This is a genomic window from Rhodomicrobium sp. R_RK_3 (assembly GCF_002198715.1).
Classification (GTDB): Bacteria; Pseudomonadota; Alphaproteobacteria; order Rhizobiales; family Rhodomicrobiaceae; genus R-RK-3.
In genome coordinates this window covers 111,310-129,233 of sequence record NZ_MWLK01000006.1, presented here as the reverse complement: position 1 = coordinate 129,233, position 17,924 = coordinate 111,310, and the positions used below count along the sequence as shown (strand labels likewise).

Below are 17,924 nucleotides of genomic sequence, written 5' to 3'. Positions count from 1 at the left end.
GCCGCGAGGATGAACGCCACCGGTCTGCGAGGCCGGTGGCGTTTGCCGTTGATTCTACTTATTTCTCTAAAATGCGAATCTCATTTTACTGAAGTCTATAATTCAAGGACTTTGGCAAAATGTGGATACGATTTGCGATGTTGGGCGCGTTTTGCGCCTTCGCCGCCCTCGCCGCCGGCTGCGGTGAACGATCGCCGGAGCCGGCCCTATGGCATCGCCTGAGCAACCCGCGTCTCACTTCGAACGCGGGTTTTCCTTCGCCCGCCGAGGCGGTGGAGAGCGCCGCCGCACTGCATGCGGCGGGCTCCGAGGCCGAAGCCTTCGCGCTGCTCGGCGCGGCGCACCGGCGCTACCCGGACGATCCGGGCCTGCTCTCCGCCTATGGCCGCCAGGCGGTGCTGATGGGCGAGGACGAGTTGGCCGAGCTGTTGCTGGCGCGCGCCCTGGCCGCGAACCCGAATGACTGGCGTGCCCTCTCCGCGCAAGGCGTGCTCGACGAGCGCGGCGGGCAGCATGTGGAGGCGCGCGGCGCGATGCTGCTCGCGCGCTCGCTCTCGGCGCAGGAACCCGTCGTGCTCAACAATCTCGGCATCAGCTATCTGATCGAGGCCCGCGCGGCGGAAGCGGCCGCCGTGTTGCGGCAGGCGCTGGCCTCGCCGGCGCTGAAGCCGGCCCATGCGGCGCGGATGAAGCGCAATCTGGCGGTGGCGGTCGCCGTGCAAGGCGATTTCGACCTCGCCGAGCGGCTGGCGGGCGAAAGACTGCCGCGCGCGCTGAAGCAGGCCGGCGGCGAGGCGATTGCCCGCTTCATGGGGCTCCCGGCCCGGACAGTGGCGCGGGCGGGTGGCTGGACGACGCGGCTGGCCGATGCGTCGCGCGAATTTCCGCGCCCGGGGCAATGAACTGGCGGCCATGCACGCGCAGTGCGTCGCCCGCCTCGATCAGCGCCGGTCCGAGAATGACGGTCAGCAGCACCGGCAGGAAGAACACGACCAGCGGCACCGCCAGCAATGTCGGCAGGGCGGCGGCCTTGCGCTCGGCCTCGGCGGCGCGCGCCTCGCGGCATTCGAGCGCGGCGGCGGTCAGCGCCTGGGCGATGGAGCTGCCATGCCGCTCGGCCTGGACGAGGGCGGTGGTGATGAGCTTTACGGCGGCAATGCCGGTTCGTTCGCCGAGATTGGCGTAGGCGCGCCAGCGGGCGGGCAGATAGCACAGCTCGGCCAAGGTCAAACTGAGTTCTTCCGCCAGAGCGGCGGATTGGCCGGAGATGTCGCGCGTGACCTTGGCGAGCGCGGCTTCGACGGACATGCCGGATTGCACGCAGATCAGCAGCAGGTCGAGCGCGTCGGGGAAGGCGCGCAGGATGGCGGATTGCCGCCGCGCGATGAGCTGGTCGAGGACGAGGCGCGGCAGGGCGTAGCCGAGGGCGGCCGCGGCGATAGCAAGCGGGACGGCCTGGACGGCAGGGAGCGGCGAGGCGGGGGAGAGCAGCGCGACGAGCGCTCCAGGGAATAGCAGGGCAGGGGCGGCGGCCGGCAGCAGCAGGAACAGCGCTTCCGGGCCGGGGCCGCGCAGTCCGGCCATGCGCAGCCGGGCGGCGAGATCCTGCGGTCCGCGCCTTGCCTCGCCGCGAAGCTTGCGCATCAGCCGTGCCAGCGCACCGGGCCGCTCGCGCCTGAGCTTGCCCGCCGGGCGTGCCGGCGGATTGGCGCGCCGCTCCTTGCCCGCGATGCGGCGCAGCCTCTGCCTCACGCGCTGGTCGGTATCGGCGGGCATGGTGAGCGCGGTCACGGCGGCGAATGCGGCGGCACCCGCCAGCAGCATGGCGAAATCGGCATTGCTCAAAAGCGGCGGCATGGCGGCCTCCTCACGGCTCGATCCGCGCCATGCGGCGCAGGACCAGGATGCCGAGCAGCAGCCACACCGCGCAGAACGCCGCGACCCGGCGTCCGGCCTCGTTCGACCAGAGCATCGAGATATAGGCGGGCGCGAAAATCGCCGTCGCCGCGATCACCAGGAAGGGCAGGGCGCCGATGACCATCGCGGATGTCCGCATTTCGGCGCTGGCGATGCGCACCTTGGCGGCGAGCCGCTGGCGGTCGCGGAGCACGCGCGAGAGATTGGCGAGCGGTTCGGAGAGATTGCCGCCGCTCTGGCTTTGCACGGAGAGGATCGCCACGAAGAAGCGGATTTCGGCGGCCGGCATGGCGGCGGCGAGTTTTTCCGCCGCCGCCGGGAGCGGCACGCCGGCCTTGAGCTGCGCCAGGATCGCGGCGAATTCGTGCCGCACCGGATCGTCGGCGTCGGCGGCGGCGATGGCGAGGCAGTCGATCAGCGGCAGCCCCGATTTTACCCCGCGCAGGATCATGTCGACGGCGGCGGCGAAGGCGGTGAGGAAGGCTTGCTTGCGCCGCTCGGCCCGGTAATCGAGATAGCGCTGCGGCAGGAGCACCGCCGCAATCAAGGCCCCCGTGAGCGCTGTCGCGGGACCGGATTGCAGCGCGAGGCCGGTGTAAAGCACGACACCGCCGACGATGGCGCACAGGCCGAGATATTGCCCGGCGGTCCAGCTCAAGCCCGCCGCCGCGATCTGCGCCTGAAGCCGCGACGCCCGGTCCGCCCGTCTTCGCAGGGCGATCGATCTGAGGGCCGTTGCCTGGGCGCGCCGTGTCGGTCGCGTGACGGGTACGGCTTCGGTGGAGCGGCTTTTCAGCAGGGCCTCGAATACCGCGCTGCGCTGGTCGCCAAGCGCCGCCGGAAACAGCACCGCGAAAAACGCTCCGCATACGACCGCCGCCGCGCTGATCGCCGCCAGCAGCGCCGCCCCATCCGCCTCAGCCATCGCCGCCTCCCGTGCGCGCCGCCAGAATCTCGGCAAGCTGCCGTTCCAGGCCGAAATCGCGCGCGCGTTCGGCAACGCGCGGCTTCGAAATGCCGGTGAAGCGATGCCGGCCGACCAGCGCGCCGTCCGCGTCCTCGCCCAGCACCTCGAAGCGGACGAGATCCCGCACGCTGATGGCGTCCCCCTCCATGCCGACCACTTCGGCGATGTGGGTGACGCGCCGCCGTCCGTCCCGCATCCGCGCCGTCTGGATGACGATGTCCACCGCGCCGGCCATCATCTGCCGGATGGCGCGCGAGGGCAGGGCGAAACCGGCCATCAAGACCATGCCTTCGAGCCGGTGCATGGCCTCGCGCGGCGCGTTGGCGTGCAGCGTCGACATCGAGCCGTCATGGCCGCTGTTCATCGCCTGGAGCAGGTCGAACGCCTCGGCGCCGCGCACCTCGCCGACGATGATCCGCTCCGGCCGCATCCGGAGGCAGTTGCGCACGAGGTCGCGCATGGTCACGGCGCCCTCGCCTTCCAGATTCGCCGGGCGGGTTTCGAGCCGCACCACATGCGGCTGCTGCAATTGCAATTCGGCGGCGTCCTCGCAGGTGATGATGCGCTCGGCCGGGTCGATATGGGCGGTCAGGCAATTGAGCAGGGTGGTCTTGCCCGAGCCGGCGCCGCCGGAGATCAGGATGTTGCAGCGGCAGCGGGCGATGATGCCGAGCAGCGCCTCGGCCTCCGCCGACAGCGCGCCGAGCGCAACGAGCTGGCCGAGAGTCAGTCGCTCGCGGCGGAATTTGCGGATGGTCAGCGCCGGGCCGTCGAGGGCGAGGGGCGGGAAGATGATGTTCACCCGGCTGCCGTCGGGGAGCCGCGCGTCGCAGATCGGCGCGGTGTCGTCGACCCGGCGGCCGACGCGGCTGGCGATGCGTTGGCAGATATTGGCGAGCTGCTGGTTGTCGGCGAATTGCACGGGCGCGGGGCTGACCCGCCCGTCGATCTCGACGAAGCACTCGCGGGCGCCGTTGATCATGATGTCGGTGATGGCGTCCTGCGCCAGCAGCGGCTCGAGCGGGCCGAAGCCGAGCACGTCGTTGCAGATGTCCTCAAGGATGTCATCGCGTTCGGTGGCCGTCAGCACCGCCGTCCCGCCGCGCAGGATGTCGCCCGCCAGCTCGCGGATCTCCTTGCGCGCCTCGGGGGCGGCCAGTGACGCCAGCTCGCCGAGATCGATGCCGTCGATCAGCGCCTCGAAGGTGGCTTTCTTGATCGCGTGATGCCGGTCCGAGCGGACAAAGCCGCGTCCGGCGGCGCGGGGTTTCACAGCTTCCGGCGCGGGCGCCATCTGCCCCAGCCGCTTTCCGAACGCCGCGCGGCTCATAGCGCGCGTCGGCGGCCGAGCCGTTCGATCAGCGGCCGGATCAGGCCGGAGGACTGCCCCGCCGCCGGGGCCTTGCCGCCGAGCGTCGCGGCGAGCGCGCGGAACAGCTCCAACACTTTCGCCTTCGGAGACGTCTCGCCGATCATCAGGCCGTTATTGGCCGCCGCGCCGAAAAGCTGGGCGTCGAATTCGACGATCGCCGCCGGTTCCAGATCGACGGCGGCAGCGAAATCGCGCGCGGAAATCTCCGGACGGCGCGGCGTGCCCGCCTTCGACAGCACCAGGATCGGCGGCTTGTCGGTCATGCGCAGGGCGCGGGCGGCGTCGATGATGTTCTTGGCGTTGCGCAGGTTGGCCAGATCCGGCTCGGCGACGATGACGATGTCGTCGGCCCGCGCGACCAGCGCCCGCGCCCAGCCGCGCCAGTCGCGCGGCAGGTCGAGCAGGGTGAAGGGCACGGTCTGGCTGAGCAGGTCGGCGAGGTGCTCGGCGCTGTCGGGCGCAATCTCGTCGGCCGCGCCGAGCGTGCAGGGCGGCGTCAGCAGGCCAAGCCGCTCGGAGCAGCGTGTCATCAGCTTTTCGAGCATGGCTGCGTCGAGCCGCTCGCCGGCGGCCAGCGCTTCGCCCATGCCGTGGCCGGGGTCCTGGTTGAAGTCGAGGCCGAGCGTACCGTAAGCGAGGTCGAAATCGGCGATCACGGTCTCGGATTTGAGCTGTTCGGCCAGCGTCCAGCCGGTGTTGTGGCAGATCGTGCTCGCCCCGCAGCCGCCTTTCGCACCGATGAAGGCGATCACCCGCCCGAGCGGCTCGGCGGATTGGCCCGACAGCGCGGCGGAGACGCTGTCGGCGAGTTGGCGCGGCTGGATCGGGGCCACCAGATAATCGCTGATATTGCGGCGCAGCAGCTCGCGGTAGAGCCGGACATCGTTGACATGGCCGATGACGATCAGTTTCGTGCCCGCGTCGCAAACCTCGGCCAGCGCTTCCAGGTCGGCCAGCATCGTGGCGCTGTCGAGCAGCGATTCGACCAGCATCAGGCCGGGCGTCGGGGCGGCGGCGAAGACATTGCGCGCGGCATGGACGCCGCCCATCTGCAGGGTGAGATGCAGCTTTGCAAAGCGCCGCTCGGCAAAGGCGTCGGAGACGGTTTTGGCCGTGCCGGTGTCCTCGCAGAAGGCGTGCACGCCGATGCCCTGTTCGGCCTCCGGGCGTCCTGGCGGGGCGGCGTTCATGGTTTCGGCCTCACGGTTTCGGCTTCGGCCGGCGCGTCCGCCCGCCTCTGCGCATATTGTCCGATGGCGGCGTCGCGGCGGAGGGCATCGCGCGGGGATTCGCGGCGGGGCAGAATGAGATCGTCGCCGTTCCCGGCCAGCGCCGCGACATTGCGCGCGGTCGCGGCGCCAGGACGCCACCCTGCCTCCGGCTCGGCACCGCAGCCGGCTAGCAGCGCCAGCGCCGCCATGGCGAAAATCCTTGCAACACCCCGTCTCATGCCGCCGCCTATTCCACGATGAAGCCGTAGTCGCGCCCGGCGCCCGCCATCGCTTCGGCCCCCGCCGCCCCGGCCAGCAAGGCCGGCGGATCGGCCAGCCCTTCGCCCTGCGGCTGCGACAGGGCCCGCGCCTGCGTCCCGCGCACCAGGATCGGCGTCACGATCACCACCAGTTCGGTTTCGGAGCGGACGAAATCCCGGCTCTCGAACAGCACGCCGAGCACCGGCAGCGTCCTGAGGCCGGGCAGCCCATCGACATTGCGCCGCGTCTGCGATGAGATCAGCCCGGCCATGACCAGCGAGCCGCCGCTCGGCAGCTCCAGCGTGCTGCTGGCGCGGCGCACCCGGAGCGCCGGGATGCTGATCTCATTCACCGTCACCGCGCCCTCATTGGTCAGCTCGCTGACCTCGGTCGCGATCTGCAGGCTGATCCGCCCTTCGGAGAGCACCACCGGCGTGAAGGACAAGCCCACGCCGAAGGACTTGAAACTGATCGCAGGCCCGTCGCGGTCGCTGCCCGTCGGCACCGGATATTCGCCGCCCGCCAAAAATTTCGCGGTCTCGCCCGAGACCGAGGTCAGGTTCGGCTCGGCGAGGGTGCGGGCAAGGCCATTGCGCTCCAGCGCCTGCAGGATGGCATCGATGCGCGCCTTGCCGTTGCCCCAGCTTCCCGCCAGCGCATGGCCCGCGCCGGGCATGCCCGCCTCGCCGGCCAGACTGTCGAGCGTCGCCCCGGCCACCATGGCGCCCGAGACCGGAAAGGCGGTTTCGGCCAGCGCCGCCGCCGCGACATTGCCGCTCGCCAGCGCCTCGCGGATGTCGACGCCGAGCCGCCGGATGACGCTGCGATTCATCTCGACGACGCTGACGCGCAGCAGCACCTGCTCCTTGGCCTCGACATTGACCAGATTGAGCACCTGCTCGCGCTTGCCCACGAACCGCCCGGCGATGTCGGCGATGCGGGCCGCCTCGAGCGGGCTGGCGACGCTGCCGGTGACGATGATGGTGTCGTTCATGGCCTCGAGGCGGATGTCGGCGCCGGGAACGAGGCGGCGGATCATCCGCGTGACGGGAGCCAGATCGCGCTCGACCGAGACGTCGAGGCTCAGCATCGGCTTGCCGTCGCGGGCGACGAAGCTGACGCCCGCCTGCCCGACCTGCTGGCCGATCAGATGCACCCGCCGCATGGTCCGGACCACGGCCTCGACGATGCGCGGGTCGGAGACGACGACTTCGCGGACATCGCCCGGCAACTCGATCAGCGTGGATTTGTTCAGCCCGACGGAGACCGAGCGGGCGGTCTCGCTCTGCTGGGGAGGCTCGGCGCCCGCCGCCTGAACGCCGATGGCGAGCATCAGCATGGCTAGGGCCGGGATCAATGCGCAACGCCTTGCTCTCCGGCTCATCGGGGGCCCCTGTCGCCGGACGAGCCGCTCGCCTGCCGGCCGAATTTCATGATCTTGACCGGTTCGCCCGGCGCCTCGTCCGCTTCATCCGCCGATGCCGTTTGCGCAAGGTCGGCGGTCGCCATCAGCGCCAGCGAAATCTCACCGCCGGTGCGCCTGGCCGCGAGGCGGCGCGCCTGTTCGGGCGTCAGTTCGAGCGTCGCCGTCCGCGCGCCGCCCTTGCCGGTGGCGAGCACCTTGGCGCCGTGCAGGATGGTGCGCGCCGCGGGCGGCCCGTTCTGCGCCTGCCGCGTCCAAAGCACATCCACCCGGTCATTGGCTTGGATCAGGCCGCCTGCCGCGCTCTCGTCCTTCATGGCGATGGCGACCGCGCGCATCCCCGGCGCGATCGACGCCGCCATGGCGCCGCCGTCGCCGGGACGGATGAGCTTGGCCTCCGCCACCGGCTCGCCCGCCAGCAGCGGGAAGCGCGCAAGGCCCGGCGCGAAATCCGGCGCAGGCCGCCCTGGGCCGCGCGCGATGGCAGCCTCCGGGATCGCCGCGGCCGGCCATGGCTGCCAGCGCAGATCGCCCGCCTCGACCCGCTCGCCGGCGGCGATCGCCCGACCCAGCACGAGCACTTCGCCGGCCGTCTGGCGCGGCTCGGGAGACGGCGCCTTCGCGGCGTTGCGCGCGATCGCCGCCGAGCCGGCGGCGGCACCGGCCGCAAGCGCCAAGACCAGGCCGCGTGCCCAGCGCATCACATATCCCCCCATTCCAAAGAGCAATTTCGCCGCTCAGCATCGGCCGGCAATGGTCAACGAATGGTTAATTTCCGCCTAGGCATCACTACGGATTCGGCGGCAGTTCCTTATGGGGCAAGGCTTTGACCTGGGGCGTCTTGATGCAGAAATGACACAGACGCGATGCCCGAATGCCAAAAATAGGATTTCCACTGATAGATGCCTGCAGGAATTCGTGAGCATTTTAATCAAATAAATTCTGCCGCCGTCGCGCCGATATTTGAATGTCGAATCAAACGACTAAGCAAAACTGCGTAAATCATTTCGTTTCTGTCAGTGTAGCGTAAGAGTATCTCCTCCATGGCCTGTTTTCGACCCTCTGCCGCGCATGCGTTTCTCGCCGCTTTGATCGCCCAGCCGGTCGCCGCGGTGCTGGCCCAGACGGCGCCGGCGGACCGGATCGAGATCGCGTTGCGCGGCACCATTTTGCCGAAATGCGAGATGGCCGGAATTGGGGCCTCGCTCGATCTCGGCACGCTGTCGCCGTCGGCCCCGCAAGGTCTGCGCGAGCTGAATTTCTCCATCAATTGCAACACGCCATTCGCCTATCGCCTCGTCTCGCTGCATGACGGTTTGCGCCATGAGAGTGCGGGCGAAGCTGGAGCCGGACTCGCGACCCGGCTGCCTTATAGCGCGGCGGTTATCTTCGGTACCGACGAGGGCACGCCGCTGCGTCTGGACTGCGCCAGCGTCCAGCTTGGCCCCGGGTGCCAGGGCGATTCCGGCGAGCGCAGCGCCGTCGGCAAGGACGCGCTCCTGCTGCTGAGCTGGGGGCCGGTCCCGGCGGCGCTGCTGTCGGGGCGCTACCGGGACGAGCTGCGCCTGGGCTTGAACCCGCGCGATTAGCGCCAACGGCAAGCAACGAGAGGAGAACACAGCCGCTTCAAGACAATCTTTTGTGTAATCAATCAGCAAATTAATAACATAGGGGCAATACCATGAAACGTTCGCTTATTCTTGCGGCAGCGATTGCCACGTTGGCCGGAACGACCCAGGTCGGCGCGGTCCAACATTCGGTGTCACTTTCTGCATTGGTAGCGGCAAGTTGCAGTGTTACCGGCACGCCCACGATTTCTGGCTCCGGCTTTACAAATCCAACCCTCGCCAGCTCGAATTTTGCTGCTACCGTGGTAAACGGGATCGCGCAGTCGACAATAGGGACAATTACGTTCCCCTCGGTTGTTTGTACCGGAGGAAATATCAAGGCGACTCTGGATCCCCTCGGCACCGCGATTGTGAATAGCATTGCGATGCCGAGCGGAAACAATATCAATAGAATAGATTATACTGCAGAAGTAAAAACTAGCGCCAACCAGCAGATTGTGGCGGTAAATACCGCTAATAATACTGCTAGCAGTTCAGCAAACTCCGGCATTGCATCGGATGCAATAACTCTCAAAATAACGATTGCAGCAACGCCTTCCGGAAAAACATTGTTGCCTGGAAGTTATTTGGGGACGTTAAAACTCGACATTGATCCGATCTAATAATTGAACCCGCGCTCCCGGTATTAAACATATTGGGAGCGCTCGGGAGCGTTCAGCATGTCAAGATTAGTCTCGATTGCGTTTTTGGCATTGACCGTCTTTTACGGACCGGCGCCGGCACACGCCATGTCCATAGAACCCATGCTGCTTGAGATTTCATCCAGCGGGCGGACCACCCAGCAATCCTTCAAGGTCGTGAATGACGGTCCCGCGCCACTCCCCATCGAAATCCAAGTGTCGAAGTTCGATTTGGGCCTCGACGGGGAACAGAAGCTGGTGAAGGTGGCGGACGGGGTGATGGTCTATCCCGTGCAGGCGATGATCCCTCCCGGAGCATCGCAAGTATTCCGCGTGCAGTGGATAGGCGATCCGGCAATCTCCAAGAGCGAAAGCTACAAACTCAGCGTCTTGCAAGTCCCAGTCAAACCCTCCAAGGGGGAAAGCGGCATCCAGATCGTGATGAGCTTTGGCGTCACGGTGAATGTCTCGCCGCCGCAAGGGACATCGGATCTCGTCATCACCCAGGCCGCGCCGGTGACCGGCAAGGACGGCAAGCGCGTCGCCTCGGTGACGCTCAAGAACCCGGGCAACAAGCATGCCTATCTGCGTAACGCCACGCTCAGCCTCACCGGCAATGGCTGGTCGGCGCAGCTCAGCGCCGGCGAGATCGCGCAGAAAATCGGCTTGGGCATCGTGCAGCCGGGCAAGGAGCGGCGTTTCCTTTTGCCCATCGAGGTGCCGGGCGCGGTCTCGGCGATCCAGGCGAGCGTGAAGCTGCAGCCCGAGGGCCGCTGACCGTCGCCTTCCCGCCCGCATCCGCTCAAGAGGTCGTTTCGGGATGGTCCTCGCCTATGGGATATGCCTGCGGCGCGCGGCGCTGCTCGCCGGCCTCTGCCTCGCCGGAGGCATGCACGCCCATGCTGGTGACGACGCCGCGGTGCTCAATCCGACCGGCCGGGTGCTGGAGATGATCGCACCGCTCAATTTCGGCCCATATTCCCTCGGCGATCTCGCCATCCGCATTCTGCCCAGCCAGGAGGTCGAGGTGCCGAAGGCGGCGCTGCTGGCCGCCGTCAAGCCGCTGCTGCGCGCCAAGGTCTATGAGGCTCTCGCCGCCGCGAGCGCCACCTGCGCGGGCGACCATTGCAATCTCGCCCGCCTGCGCGATGCCGGCTTCGATTTCCGCTTCGACCCGGCGGCGGTCGCGATCATCGTCTATCCCTCGCTCGATCAGAAAGCGGAGGGCGATATTCGCGTCCAGGCCGACAGCGCGATCACCGAAAGCCCCAATGCCGCCGAGGCGGCGGACCTGTCCGCGTTCCTCAATCTGCGCTCGGCTGTCGACTATATCGGCGACAGCCCGTCCGGCTGGGCAGGACTTCGCGCGCCGGCCTTCGACCTGGAGGGCGCGATCCGCTGGCAAAGCCTGGTGCTGGAAGCCGAGGGCACCTACGAGCCGGACGATTTCTCCTGGTTCGGCGAGCGCGGCGACGGGTTCCGGCGCCGCGGCACCCGTCTCGTGCGGGATTTCGAGGAGGATGCGGTGCGCGCCAGCCTGGGCGACGTCTACCCGATCGGCACCGGCCTGCAATACGCCCCCGATCTGCTCGGCCTGTCGCTCGAGCGCTCCTACAGCAAATTGCAGCCCGGCCGGAATATGCGCTCGACCGGCCGCCGCTCCTTCCGGCTGGAGCGCCCGTCCAGCGTCGATATCGTCGTCAACGGCCTGACGGTGCGCAAACTCCGGCTCGATGCCGGCGACTACAATCTGAGCGACCTGCCCGTCGCCCAGGGCGCCAACGACATGGTGCTGCTCATCGAGGACGATCTTGGCTCTCGCCAGCGGCTCGAATTCACCAGCTTTTCCGACGCGGCGCTGCTGCCGCCGGGCCTTTCTGAATGGTCCTTCGCGGCGGGCGTCCCGGCCGGCTTCACCGGCGGCGAGCCCGACTATCAGACCGATGCGCTGTTTGTCACGGGCTTTTACCGGCGCGGCCTTTCGGAGAGCGTCACCGGCGAGGCGCATCTGCAAGGCGACGGCGCGCGGCTGATGAGCGGTTTGGGCGTGATGTTTGGCGGCCGGCTCGGCTTCGTGGCGCTGGAGGGCGCGGCGAGCGTCGACGAGGACCGCTGGGGCGCGGCCTTCGACGGCGATTACGCATTGGCCGATATCGCCGACGGCGGCGGCCGCATGCACAGCCTCCGCCTGTCGGCGAAGGCGCGCACGGCCGATTTCGGCGCACCGCACCCGGCCTTTCGCCTGGACGATGACGCCATCCGCTCCGAATGGCTGGCGCTGTCGGCGAGCTACGCCACGACGCTGCCTTTCGAGGTTTCGGCGGCGCTGTCCGGCGGCTTCGGTTTCGGCTTCGAGCCCTGTGACGACAGCTATCATGCCGATCTCAGCCTCTCCCGGCCGCTCGGCCGCAAACTCAGCCTGGGGTTGAGCGGGGGCTATTATTACCGCGCGCTGGACGCCGATCTGAGCCTGAGTCTGAGGCTGCAATACCGCCCGGATGAAAATTCCAGCCTGTCCGCCAGCTTCGATGCGCCCGGCCGGCGCAGCAGCCTCGTCTATGACCGGCAGGTCGGCCAGGGCGTCGGCAGTTGGGAGACGACCGTCGATGTCACGCACCAGATGCCCGAGCACACGGCCTCCTATGAGGGAAGCGAGGAGAATTCGGTGAATGCGTCACTCCGCTATACCGGCAATCGCGGCACGGTTTCGCTCAGCCAGGACAGCCGCTTCGCCGGGCTGGACGCCGCGCGGATCGACCAGCGGACCTCACTCCGCGTCGAGACCGGCATCGCCTTCGCCGATGGCAGGATGGCGGTCGGGCGGCCGGTCTCGGGCGGCTTCGCCATCGTCTCGCCGGCCGACAATCTGGCCGCCAACGAAATTACCATCGGCGGCGACGGCTCGGGCGTTGTCGCGCATACGGATTGGCTCGGCCCGGCACTGGTGCCGAGCGTCGCGCCCTACCGTCTGACCCGCGTCGATTACGACGTCGCCGACCTCCCATCGGGCTACGATCTGGGCGACGGGCTGTTCGACCTGATGCCGAAAAACGGCTCCGGCTACAAGCTGACCGTCGGCTCGAGCTACACCGTCACCGCGCTCGGCACGCTGATCGGCGCGGATGGCGAGCCGGTCGCGCTGCTCACCGGCGTCGCCATCGAGGAGAAGGACCCGGCACGCCGCGTCGAGCTGTTCACCAACCGGGAGGGCCGGTTCAGCGCGCAAGGGCTCGCGCCGGGCATTTGGCTGATCGAGATGGCGAGCGAGCCGAGGACGCTGTTCCAGTTGACGGTCCCGCCCGATACGGTGGGCTTCTACCGGGCCGAGCCGTTGCGGCCACTGCGGGAGGGGAAGTGATGCGGGCGATGCGTGCCGCGCTGCTTGCCGCCGCCGCCCTTGCGCTCGGCCAGGGCCCGGCCTGGGCGTGCGCCGGGCAGATCACCGCCGCCCCCGAGCCGAGGCTGACCTATCAGCCGTTCGAGGTGGCCGGGGCCGCCGCCGAGCAACGGGTGACGGTCCGCAACAATGGCGGCGAGGCCTGCATATTCCAGCTCGATTTCGCGCGGCTCGACCATGCCGGGCAGGGGCTCGGCGGATTGGACTTCACGATCAAAGGCGTCTCGGGGGAAGTGCTGGCCGCTGCCGCGCCATCATCCGCCAGCGCCGCGGGCCTGACCAGCCGTCCGCTGGCGCCGGATGAGAGCTTCGATTTCGTCTACAGCGTATCGGTCCCGGCGGGACAGGTGACGCCGCCGGGCGACTATCAGCAGATGTTCGAGCTGCGCCTGCGGGGGGCGTCCGGCGCCCCCCAGATCCTCGACACCCGGCCCTTGCGGCTGAGCTGCCTGGTGCAGCGCTATCTCAGCATCAACATCGCCGGAGCGGGCACCCGCACCACCATCGATTTCGGCGTGCTGGCCGAGGGCGCGACGAGGCATGTCCGCATCGCGACGCGCAGCAACCAGCCTTTCGCGCTGGCTGCCACGTCGCAGAATGGCGGCGCGATGGCGATGGCGCCGCCGCTGCAAAGCTGGCGCGTGCCCTATGCGATGACGCTGAACGGCGCGGCGGTTGCCTTCCCCGCCAGCCTCGGCCCCTTCAACGGCACCGGCCTCGCGGGCCACGAGCTCGACATCGTCTTCACCATCGGCGACATCGCCAACAAACGCGCCGGGCTCTATGCCGACGAGATCACCATCGAGATCAAGCCCGCGATCTGAGGGGAGGGAAATAAGCCAGCCGGCCTGTAAGCCGGGTTCTGTACGGAGTTGCCTCCGCGATGACCATTCATCTGGGACGCGCATTGCTGCGCGCCTCTAGCAACCAACCCGGGCGGCGGCCTGGAAACAGGCTCGCCATCCCCCTTGCGGGCGATGGACATGCCGCCCCTATTCGGTCTTGCTCCCGGCGGGGTTTACCATGCCGCGACTGTCACCAGCCGCGCGGTGCGCTCTTACCGCACCCTTTCACCCTTACCCCGGCATGCCGGGGCGGTTTGCTTTCTGTGGCACTTTCCCTGGGGTCGCCCCCGCCGGACGTTATCCGGCGCCGTGTTTCCATGGAGCCCGGACTTTCCTCCACGGGCAAAACCCGCAGCGGTCATCCAGCCGACTGGCTGCCTCTGATAAGGGGAAAACGTCTGTCCAAGTCAAGCTTGCAGAGTGACGCTACGTACTCTCCACAAGCCATAGGTGTAAAGGGGAGCTCAATACGTGTTCGCACCTAGATTTGCAAAATTGCCACAAATTTGGCGATCTCGCGATGCTATGATGATTTTGGTGGGACATCTCGTATTGCGGGATGGCCTTTATCCCTTTCCTAATGTTAGTGGTACATCTAGGCGGGTGCCGCGAGGCTTCTGCAACCCGACTTTTTATTCGCGTAAGCAAAATCAATAACGAGCGTTTAAGAAGAATGGAGGACTTGGAATGAGTGCAGCACGAAGTAAAAATTTGGCCGCCTGGGTCGACGCTGCTCAGAAGCTCGGCATGAATTCTACCAAACATGTTGACTGCCCGGATTGCGGCAAGCCTGCTTTGCAGGTCCGGGACGTCGAATATGGCTGGGGCCACAGTAAAGGGCTCGAGCGTTATTTGGTATGCTCGCAATGCGGCGCTTACAATGCTGTCAACCTCCGCCATGCCCGCCCGGCCTTCGAAGCGCCGGCCGCCGAAGCCTATGCCGAAGACGAACAAGTGGAATTGCGCAAATCCGTCTCCGCTAAGTAAGCAGGGACAGACCGAGTTGCTTGCGGGCCTTTTCCCGCAGGACATCGATCGGTTCGAGCCCGGCATCCGTCCGCACATGCCAGAACGTCCAGCCATTGCAGGCCGGACGGTTTTGGATACGGGCGCCCATCTTATGGATCGAGCCCTGTTCGCCGGCCAGCGCTAGCGTCCCATCCGCCCGCACCTGCGCCTTCAGCGTTGCCTTGGCATCGTAGAGCGTCGCGCCGGGGCTGATCATGCCGAGTTCGAGCAGCGCGCCAAATGGGATGCGTGCCTCGCTCCGGCGGCTCCGCAGCAGCTTCAGATCCTCGCCGGTCAGCGGCTGCACGGCCGCGATTCGCTCCATGGCGGCGCGGGCATAATCCGGGTCGCGCTCGATGCCGATGAAATGCCGGCCGAGGCGCTTGGCGGCGGCGCCGGTGGTGCCGGTGCCGAAGAACGGGTCGAGCACGATTTCGCCCGGCTGCGTCGAGGCCAGGATGATGCGGTAGAGCAGCGCCTCGGGCTTCTGAGTCGGATGCGCCTTGCGGCCGCCATCATCCTTCAGCCGCTCGGGACCGCTGCAGATCGGGATTAGCCAGTCCGAGCGCATCTGCACATCGTCGTTGAACGCCTTCAGCGCCTCGTAATTGAACGTATAGCGCGAGGCCTCCCCGCGTGAGGCCCAGATCAGCGTCTCATGCGCATTGGTGAAGCGCCGGCCGCGAAAATTCGGCATCGGGTTGGTCTTGCGCCAGATCACGTCGTTCAGCAGCCAGAAATCCAGGTCCTGCAGTGCGCAGCCGAGGCGGAAAATATTGTGATAGCTGCCGATCACCCAGATCGCGCCGTCCGGTTTCAGCGCCCGCCGGCACTCGCCGAGCCATGCCCGGCAGAAAGCGTCGTAGCTGGCAAAGCTGGAAAACTTATCCCAGTCCTGATGCACGCCGTCCACCCGCGTATTGTTCGGGCGCAGCAGATCCTGCGTGAGCTGGAGATTATAGGGCGGATCGGCGAAGACGAGATCGACCGATGCACTGGGAATTTTCTTCAATTCCTCAAGGCAATCGCCCAGAACGATCTGGTCGGTGAGGGCGGATACGCGAGACGCCGAAACGGTCATGTACGAAATCCACTAAAACGCAACCTCGACGAGGCGGCCGGAAACCGGAAATCGGGCTCCAGGGCGCGGGGACGACGGTGCCACGAGTGCCGGATCGGCACAACTCAAAGCTGTCTTAAGTCGAAATTAAGCGGACGGGGTTAATGCCGGCTTAACGGCGTGCCGGTCTGGGGCCTTGACTTTTGCCGCCGATAGAAGGATATAAAGATATGTTTATATGAGGACGAATTCGTAATGCAAGGGGCGATCCCCGCGGCGGAACTGGTCGAGATCCTGCGGTCGGCGGGGGAGACCACGCGGCTGCGCCTGTTGATGCTCCTCGCCCATGGCGAGTTCAACGTCAAGGATTTGACCCAGATTCTCGGGCAGAGCCAGCCGCGCCTCAGCCGACACCTCAAGCTGCTGGCCGAGGCCCGGCTGATCGAGCGCTTCCAGGAGGGTAGCTCGGTCTTTTACCGCCTCGCCGAGCACGGCCCCGGTGCCGCCATCCTGACCCAGCTTCTCGCTGCCATCGACCCCAAGGATGCCCTGATCGGCCGCGACCTTGCCCGCGCCGATGGCCTGCGCCAGGAAAAGAGCGCCGCCGCCCAGGCCTATTTCGAGGCCCACGCCGCCGCCTGGGACGAGATCCGCTCGCACCATGCGCCTGAAGCCGCCGTCGAGGCCGCCATGCTCACAGCGATGGGCCAGGGGCCTTTCGAGCTGCTGATCGACCTCGGCACCGGCACGGGCCGCATTCTGGAGCTGTTCGCCGCACGCGCGGCCCGCCTCGCCGGCTTCGACGTCAACCGGGAGATGCTCGCCCATGCGCGGGCGCGCCTCGCGGCGGGCGGCGTCCGCAATGCCCAGCTCCGGCTTGGCGATATCTTCAACCTTCCGCTCGAAACTGGCGCGGCGGAGGCGGTGGTCATCCATCAGGTGCTGCATTTCCTGGAGGAGCCGGCCAAGGCCGTGGCGGAGGCGGCGCGGCTGCTGAAGCCGGGCGGGCGGCTGCTGATCGTCGATTTCGCGCCGCATGACCTTGAGTCCATGCGCGAAGATTACGCCCATCGCCGCCTCGGCTTCGAGCGCGAACTGGTCGAGGACTGGCTGAAGCGCGAGGGGCTGACATCGGGCCATTACGAGGCGATCCGGCCCGCCAAGAAGGCGGAGGGCAAGCTGACGGTGTCGCTCTGGATGGCGGTCAAGCCGCCGGAGCGGTCGAGGAAAAAGCGCGAAGCGGCGGAAACGGTTTTGGAAGGCTAGAGCCTATGAACGGCGATGATGAAAAGGCTGAAGGCGCGGGCAGGAAAGCGGCGCCGATGCGGGTGTCCTTCGAATTCTTTCCGCCGAAGACGCCCAAGATGGAGGCCAGCCTCTGGGAGGCCGTGCGCCGCCTCGAGCCGCTAAACCCGGAATTCGTCTCGGTCACCTATGGCGCGGGCGGCTCGACCCGCGAGCGCACCCATGCGACCGTCGCCCGCCTCGCGCGGGAGACCGATCTGCGCCCGGCCGCCCATCTGACCTGCGTCGGGGCGACGCGCGCGGAGGTGGACGAGGTGGTGCGGTCCTATTCGGCCGCCGGCATCCGCCACATCGTCGCGCTGAGGGGCGATGCGGCCAGCGGCGCGGGCGAGCCCTATGCGCCGCATCCCGGCGGCTATGCCAATGCGGCGGCGCTGGTCGCGGGCATCGAGGCCATCGGCGGCTTCGAAATCTCCGTCGCCGCCTATCCGGAAAAGCATCCGGATTCGCCGAGCATCGCCGCCGACATTGCCATGCTGAAGGCCAAGGTCGATGCCGGCGCCAACCGGGCCATCACCCAGTTCTTCTTCGACAACGAGCATTTTTACCGCTATCTCGACGCCGTCCGCGCCGCCGGCATCGAGGTGCCGATCGTGCCCGGCATCATCCCGGTGCACAATTTCGCGCAGGTCGCGCGCTTCGCAGCCCAATGCGGCGCGACCATCCCGGCCCGCATGGCCGAGCGTTTTGAGGGGCTGGACCAGGACGCCGAGACCACCCATCTGATGGCCGCGACCGTCGCGGCGGAACAGGTTCTGGGCCTTGCCGAGCAGGGCGTGCGCGAATTCCACTTCTACACGCTGAACCGCGCCAATCTCGTCTACGCCATCTGCCATCTGCTCGGCATCCGGCCGGCGGGGGAGAACGGCTCGCATATCGCCGCTTCGATCAGCCCGGCGCTCGCATAGTT

The 17,924-nt window shown here is 67.2% G+C and carries 17 protein-coding genes and 1 other RNA gene; 9 read left to right on the top strand and 9 right to left on the bottom strand.

The window, feature by feature from the left end; genetic code table 11:
* Window positions 1-119 precede the first annotated feature (119 nt).
* Window positions 120-902: a hypothetical protein gene (locus BLEFHOIH_RS26050; RefSeq protein ID WP_125461554.1), complete on the top strand. Its 783-nt coding sequence runs from the start codon at window positions 120-122 to the stop codon at window positions 900-902.
* Here the strand turns inward: BLEFHOIH_RS26050 and BLEFHOIH_RS02610 are convergent.
* From BLEFHOIH_RS02610 to cpaB, 7 genes are read right to left on the bottom strand one after another with little or no spacing between them, the layout of a single operon-like run.
* Complete coding sequence (locus BLEFHOIH_RS02610; RefSeq protein ID WP_088342946.1) at window positions 808-1,857, bottom strand: type II secretion system F family protein; 1,050 nt, start codon at window positions 1,855-1,857, stop codon at window positions 808-810. The genes BLEFHOIH_RS26050 and BLEFHOIH_RS02610 overlap by 95 nt on opposite strands.
* 10 nt (window positions 1,858-1,867) lie before the next feature.
* Window positions 1,868-2,842: a type II secretion system F family protein gene (locus BLEFHOIH_RS02605; protein WP_088360701.1), complete on the bottom strand. Its 975-nt coding sequence runs from the start codon at window positions 2,840-2,842 to the stop codon at window positions 1,868-1,870.
* The gene (locus BLEFHOIH_RS02600) at window positions 2,835-4,178 is read right to left on the bottom strand and encodes a CpaF family protein (protein WP_245296856.1); all 1,344 of its coding nucleotides are present in this window, start codon (window positions 4,176-4,178) and stop codon (window positions 2,835-2,837) included. Before BLEFHOIH_RS02600 ends, BLEFHOIH_RS02605 begins: the two co-directional genes overlap by 8 nt.
* A 32-nt stretch (window positions 4,179-4,210) precedes the next feature.
* A complete protein-coding gene (locus tag BLEFHOIH_RS02595) occupies window positions 4,211-5,446 on the bottom strand; it encodes a cellulose synthase operon protein YhjQ/BcsQ (RefSeq protein ID WP_088342943.1) in 1,236 nt (411 codons plus the stop codon).
* The gene (locus tag BLEFHOIH_RS02590; protein ID WP_125461553.1) at window positions 5,443-5,706 is read right to left on the bottom strand and encodes a hypothetical protein; all 264 of its coding nucleotides are present in this window, start codon (window positions 5,704-5,706) and stop codon (window positions 5,443-5,445) included. Before BLEFHOIH_RS02590 ends, BLEFHOIH_RS02595 begins: the two co-directional genes overlap by 4 nt.
* An 8-nt stretch (window positions 5,707-5,714) precedes the next feature.
* A complete protein-coding gene (locus BLEFHOIH_RS02585) occupies window positions 5,715-7,085 on the bottom strand; it encodes a type II and III secretion system protein family protein (protein WP_170936956.1) in 1,371 nt (456 codons plus the stop codon).
* 23 nt (window positions 7,086-7,108) lie between these two features.
* Complete coding sequence (gene cpaB / locus BLEFHOIH_RS02580; RefSeq protein ID WP_170936955.1) at window positions 7,109-7,852, bottom strand: Flp pilus assembly protein CpaB; 744 nt, start codon at window positions 7,850-7,852, stop codon at window positions 7,109-7,111.
* 342 nt (window positions 7,853-8,194) lie between these two features.
* On the opposite strand from cpaB, the gene BLEFHOIH_RS02575 reads away from it, so the two are divergent.
* The 5 genes from BLEFHOIH_RS02575 to BLEFHOIH_RS02560 all read left to right on the top strand — a co-directional run bounded on the left by BLEFHOIH_RS02575 (window position 8,195) and on the right by BLEFHOIH_RS02560 (window position 13,620).
* Window positions 8,195-8,740, top strand: coding sequence for a hypothetical protein (locus BLEFHOIH_RS02575; protein WP_125461552.1), 546 nt, complete (start codon window positions 8,195-8,197; stop codon window positions 8,738-8,740).
* A 92-nt stretch (window positions 8,741-8,832) separates the two neighbouring features.
* Complete coding sequence (locus tag BLEFHOIH_RS26045) at window positions 8,833-9,381, top strand: spore coat protein U domain-containing protein (protein WP_125461551.1); 549 nt, start codon at window positions 8,833-8,835, stop codon at window positions 9,379-9,381.
* A gap of 126 nt (window positions 9,382-9,507) precedes the next feature.
* Entirely contained in the window at window positions 9,508-10,176 is a 669-nt protein-coding gene (locus BLEFHOIH_RS02570; RefSeq protein WP_170936954.1) for a fimbria/pilus periplasmic chaperone, read from the top strand.
* Between the two features lie 43 nt (window positions 10,177-10,219).
* Window positions 10,220-12,757: a fimbria/pilus outer membrane usher protein gene (locus tag BLEFHOIH_RS02565; protein WP_088342937.1), complete on the top strand. Its 2,538-nt coding sequence runs from the start codon at window positions 10,220-10,222 to the stop codon at window positions 12,755-12,757.
* Window positions 12,757-13,620, top strand: coding sequence for a hypothetical protein (locus BLEFHOIH_RS02560; protein ID WP_088342936.1), 864 nt, complete (start codon window positions 12,757-12,759; stop codon window positions 13,618-13,620). Before BLEFHOIH_RS02565 ends, BLEFHOIH_RS02560 begins: the two co-directional genes overlap by 1 nt.
* 11 nt (window positions 13,621-13,631) lie before the next feature.
* On the opposite strand, the gene rnpB is transcribed toward BLEFHOIH_RS02560, so the two are convergent.
* An RNA gene (gene rnpB, locus BLEFHOIH_RS02555) (RNase P RNA component class A) lies at window positions 13,632-14,015 on the bottom strand.
* 313 nt (window positions 14,016-14,328) lie between these two features.
* Between rnpB and BLEFHOIH_RS02550 the strand changes: the two genes are divergently transcribed.
* Complete coding sequence (locus tag BLEFHOIH_RS02550) at window positions 14,329-14,628, top strand: hypothetical protein (protein ID WP_125461550.1); 300 nt, start codon at window positions 14,329-14,331, stop codon at window positions 14,626-14,628.
* Here BLEFHOIH_RS02550 and BLEFHOIH_RS02545 read toward each other — a convergent pair.
* Window positions 14,621-15,730: a site-specific DNA-methyltransferase gene (locus BLEFHOIH_RS02545; protein WP_088342934.1), complete on the bottom strand. Its 1,110-nt coding sequence runs from the start codon at window positions 15,728-15,730 to the stop codon at window positions 14,621-14,623. The two genes, BLEFHOIH_RS02550 and BLEFHOIH_RS02545, sit on opposite strands and share 8 nt — an antisense overlap.
* A gap of 234 nt (window positions 15,731-15,964) precedes the next feature.
* Between BLEFHOIH_RS02545 and BLEFHOIH_RS02540 the strand changes: the two genes are divergently transcribed.
* Together BLEFHOIH_RS02540 and metF are read left to right on the top strand one after the other, a co-directional pair.
* Entirely contained in the window at window positions 15,965-16,975 is a 1,011-nt protein-coding gene (locus BLEFHOIH_RS02540) for a metalloregulator ArsR/SmtB family transcription factor (protein WP_088342933.1), read from the top strand.
* A 5-nt stretch (window positions 16,976-16,980) separates the two neighbouring features.
* Window positions 16,981-17,922: a methylenetetrahydrofolate reductase [NAD(P)H] gene (metF, locus tag BLEFHOIH_RS02535; RefSeq protein WP_245296841.1), complete on the top strand. Its 942-nt coding sequence runs from the start codon at window positions 16,981-16,983 to the stop codon at window positions 17,920-17,922.
* Window positions 17,923-17,924 lie beyond the last annotated feature (2 nt).

Coding starts and splice junctions, on each gene's coding strand:
- BLEFHOIH_RS02600 (WP_245296856.1), bottom strand. CDS start 4,178: ATGGCGCCCGCGCCGGAAGCTGTGAAACCCCGCGCCGCCGGACGCGGC.
- BLEFHOIH_RS02545 (WP_088342934.1), bottom strand. CDS start 15,730: ATGACCGTTTCGGCGTCTCGCGTATCCGCCCTCACCGACCAGATCGTT.
- BLEFHOIH_RS02565 (WP_088342937.1), top strand. CDS start 10,220: ATGGTCCTCGCCTATGGGATATGCCTGCGGCGCGCGGCGCTGCTCGCC.
- BLEFHOIH_RS02605 (WP_088360701.1), bottom strand. CDS start 2,842: ATGGCTGAGGCGGATGGGGCGGCGCTGCTGGCGGCGATCAGCGCGGCG.
- BLEFHOIH_RS02560 (WP_088342936.1), top strand. CDS start 12,757: ATGCGGGCGATGCGTGCCGCGCTGCTTGCCGCCGCCGCCCTTGCGCTC.
- BLEFHOIH_RS26045 (WP_125461551.1), top strand. CDS start 8,833: ATGAAACGTTCGCTTATTCTTGCGGCAGCGATTGCCACGTTGGCCGGA.
- metF (WP_245296841.1), top strand. CDS start 16,981: ATGAACGGCGATGATGAAAAGGCTGAAGGCGCGGGCAGGAAAGCGGCG.
- BLEFHOIH_RS02570 (WP_170936954.1), top strand. CDS start 9,508: ATGTCCATAGAACCCATGCTGCTTGAGATTTCATCCAGCGGGCGGACC.
- BLEFHOIH_RS02595 (WP_088342943.1), bottom strand. CDS start 5,446: ATGAACGCCGCCCCGCCAGGACGCCCGGAGGCCGAACAGGGCATCGGC.
- BLEFHOIH_RS02590 (WP_125461553.1), bottom strand. CDS start 5,706: ATGAGACGGGGTGTTGCAAGGATTTTCGCCATGGCGGCGCTGGCGCTG.
- BLEFHOIH_RS02540 (WP_088342933.1), top strand. CDS start 15,965: ATGCAAGGGGCGATCCCCGCGGCGGAACTGGTCGAGATCCTGCGGTCG.
- BLEFHOIH_RS02575 (WP_125461552.1), top strand. CDS start 8,195: ATGGCCTGTTTTCGACCCTCTGCCGCGCATGCGTTTCTCGCCGCTTTG.
- cpaB (WP_170936955.1), bottom strand. CDS start 7,852: ATGCGCTGGGCACGCGGCCTGGTCTTGGCGCTTGCGGCCGGTGCCGCC.
- BLEFHOIH_RS26050 (WP_125461554.1), top strand. CDS start 120: ATGTGGATACGATTTGCGATGTTGGGCGCGTTTTGCGCCTTCGCCGCC.
- BLEFHOIH_RS02550 (WP_125461550.1), top strand. CDS start 14,329: ATGAGTGCAGCACGAAGTAAAAATTTGGCCGCCTGGGTCGACGCTGCT.
- BLEFHOIH_RS02610 (WP_088342946.1), bottom strand. CDS start 1,857: ATGCCGCCGCTTTTGAGCAATGCCGATTTCGCCATGCTGCTGGCGGGT.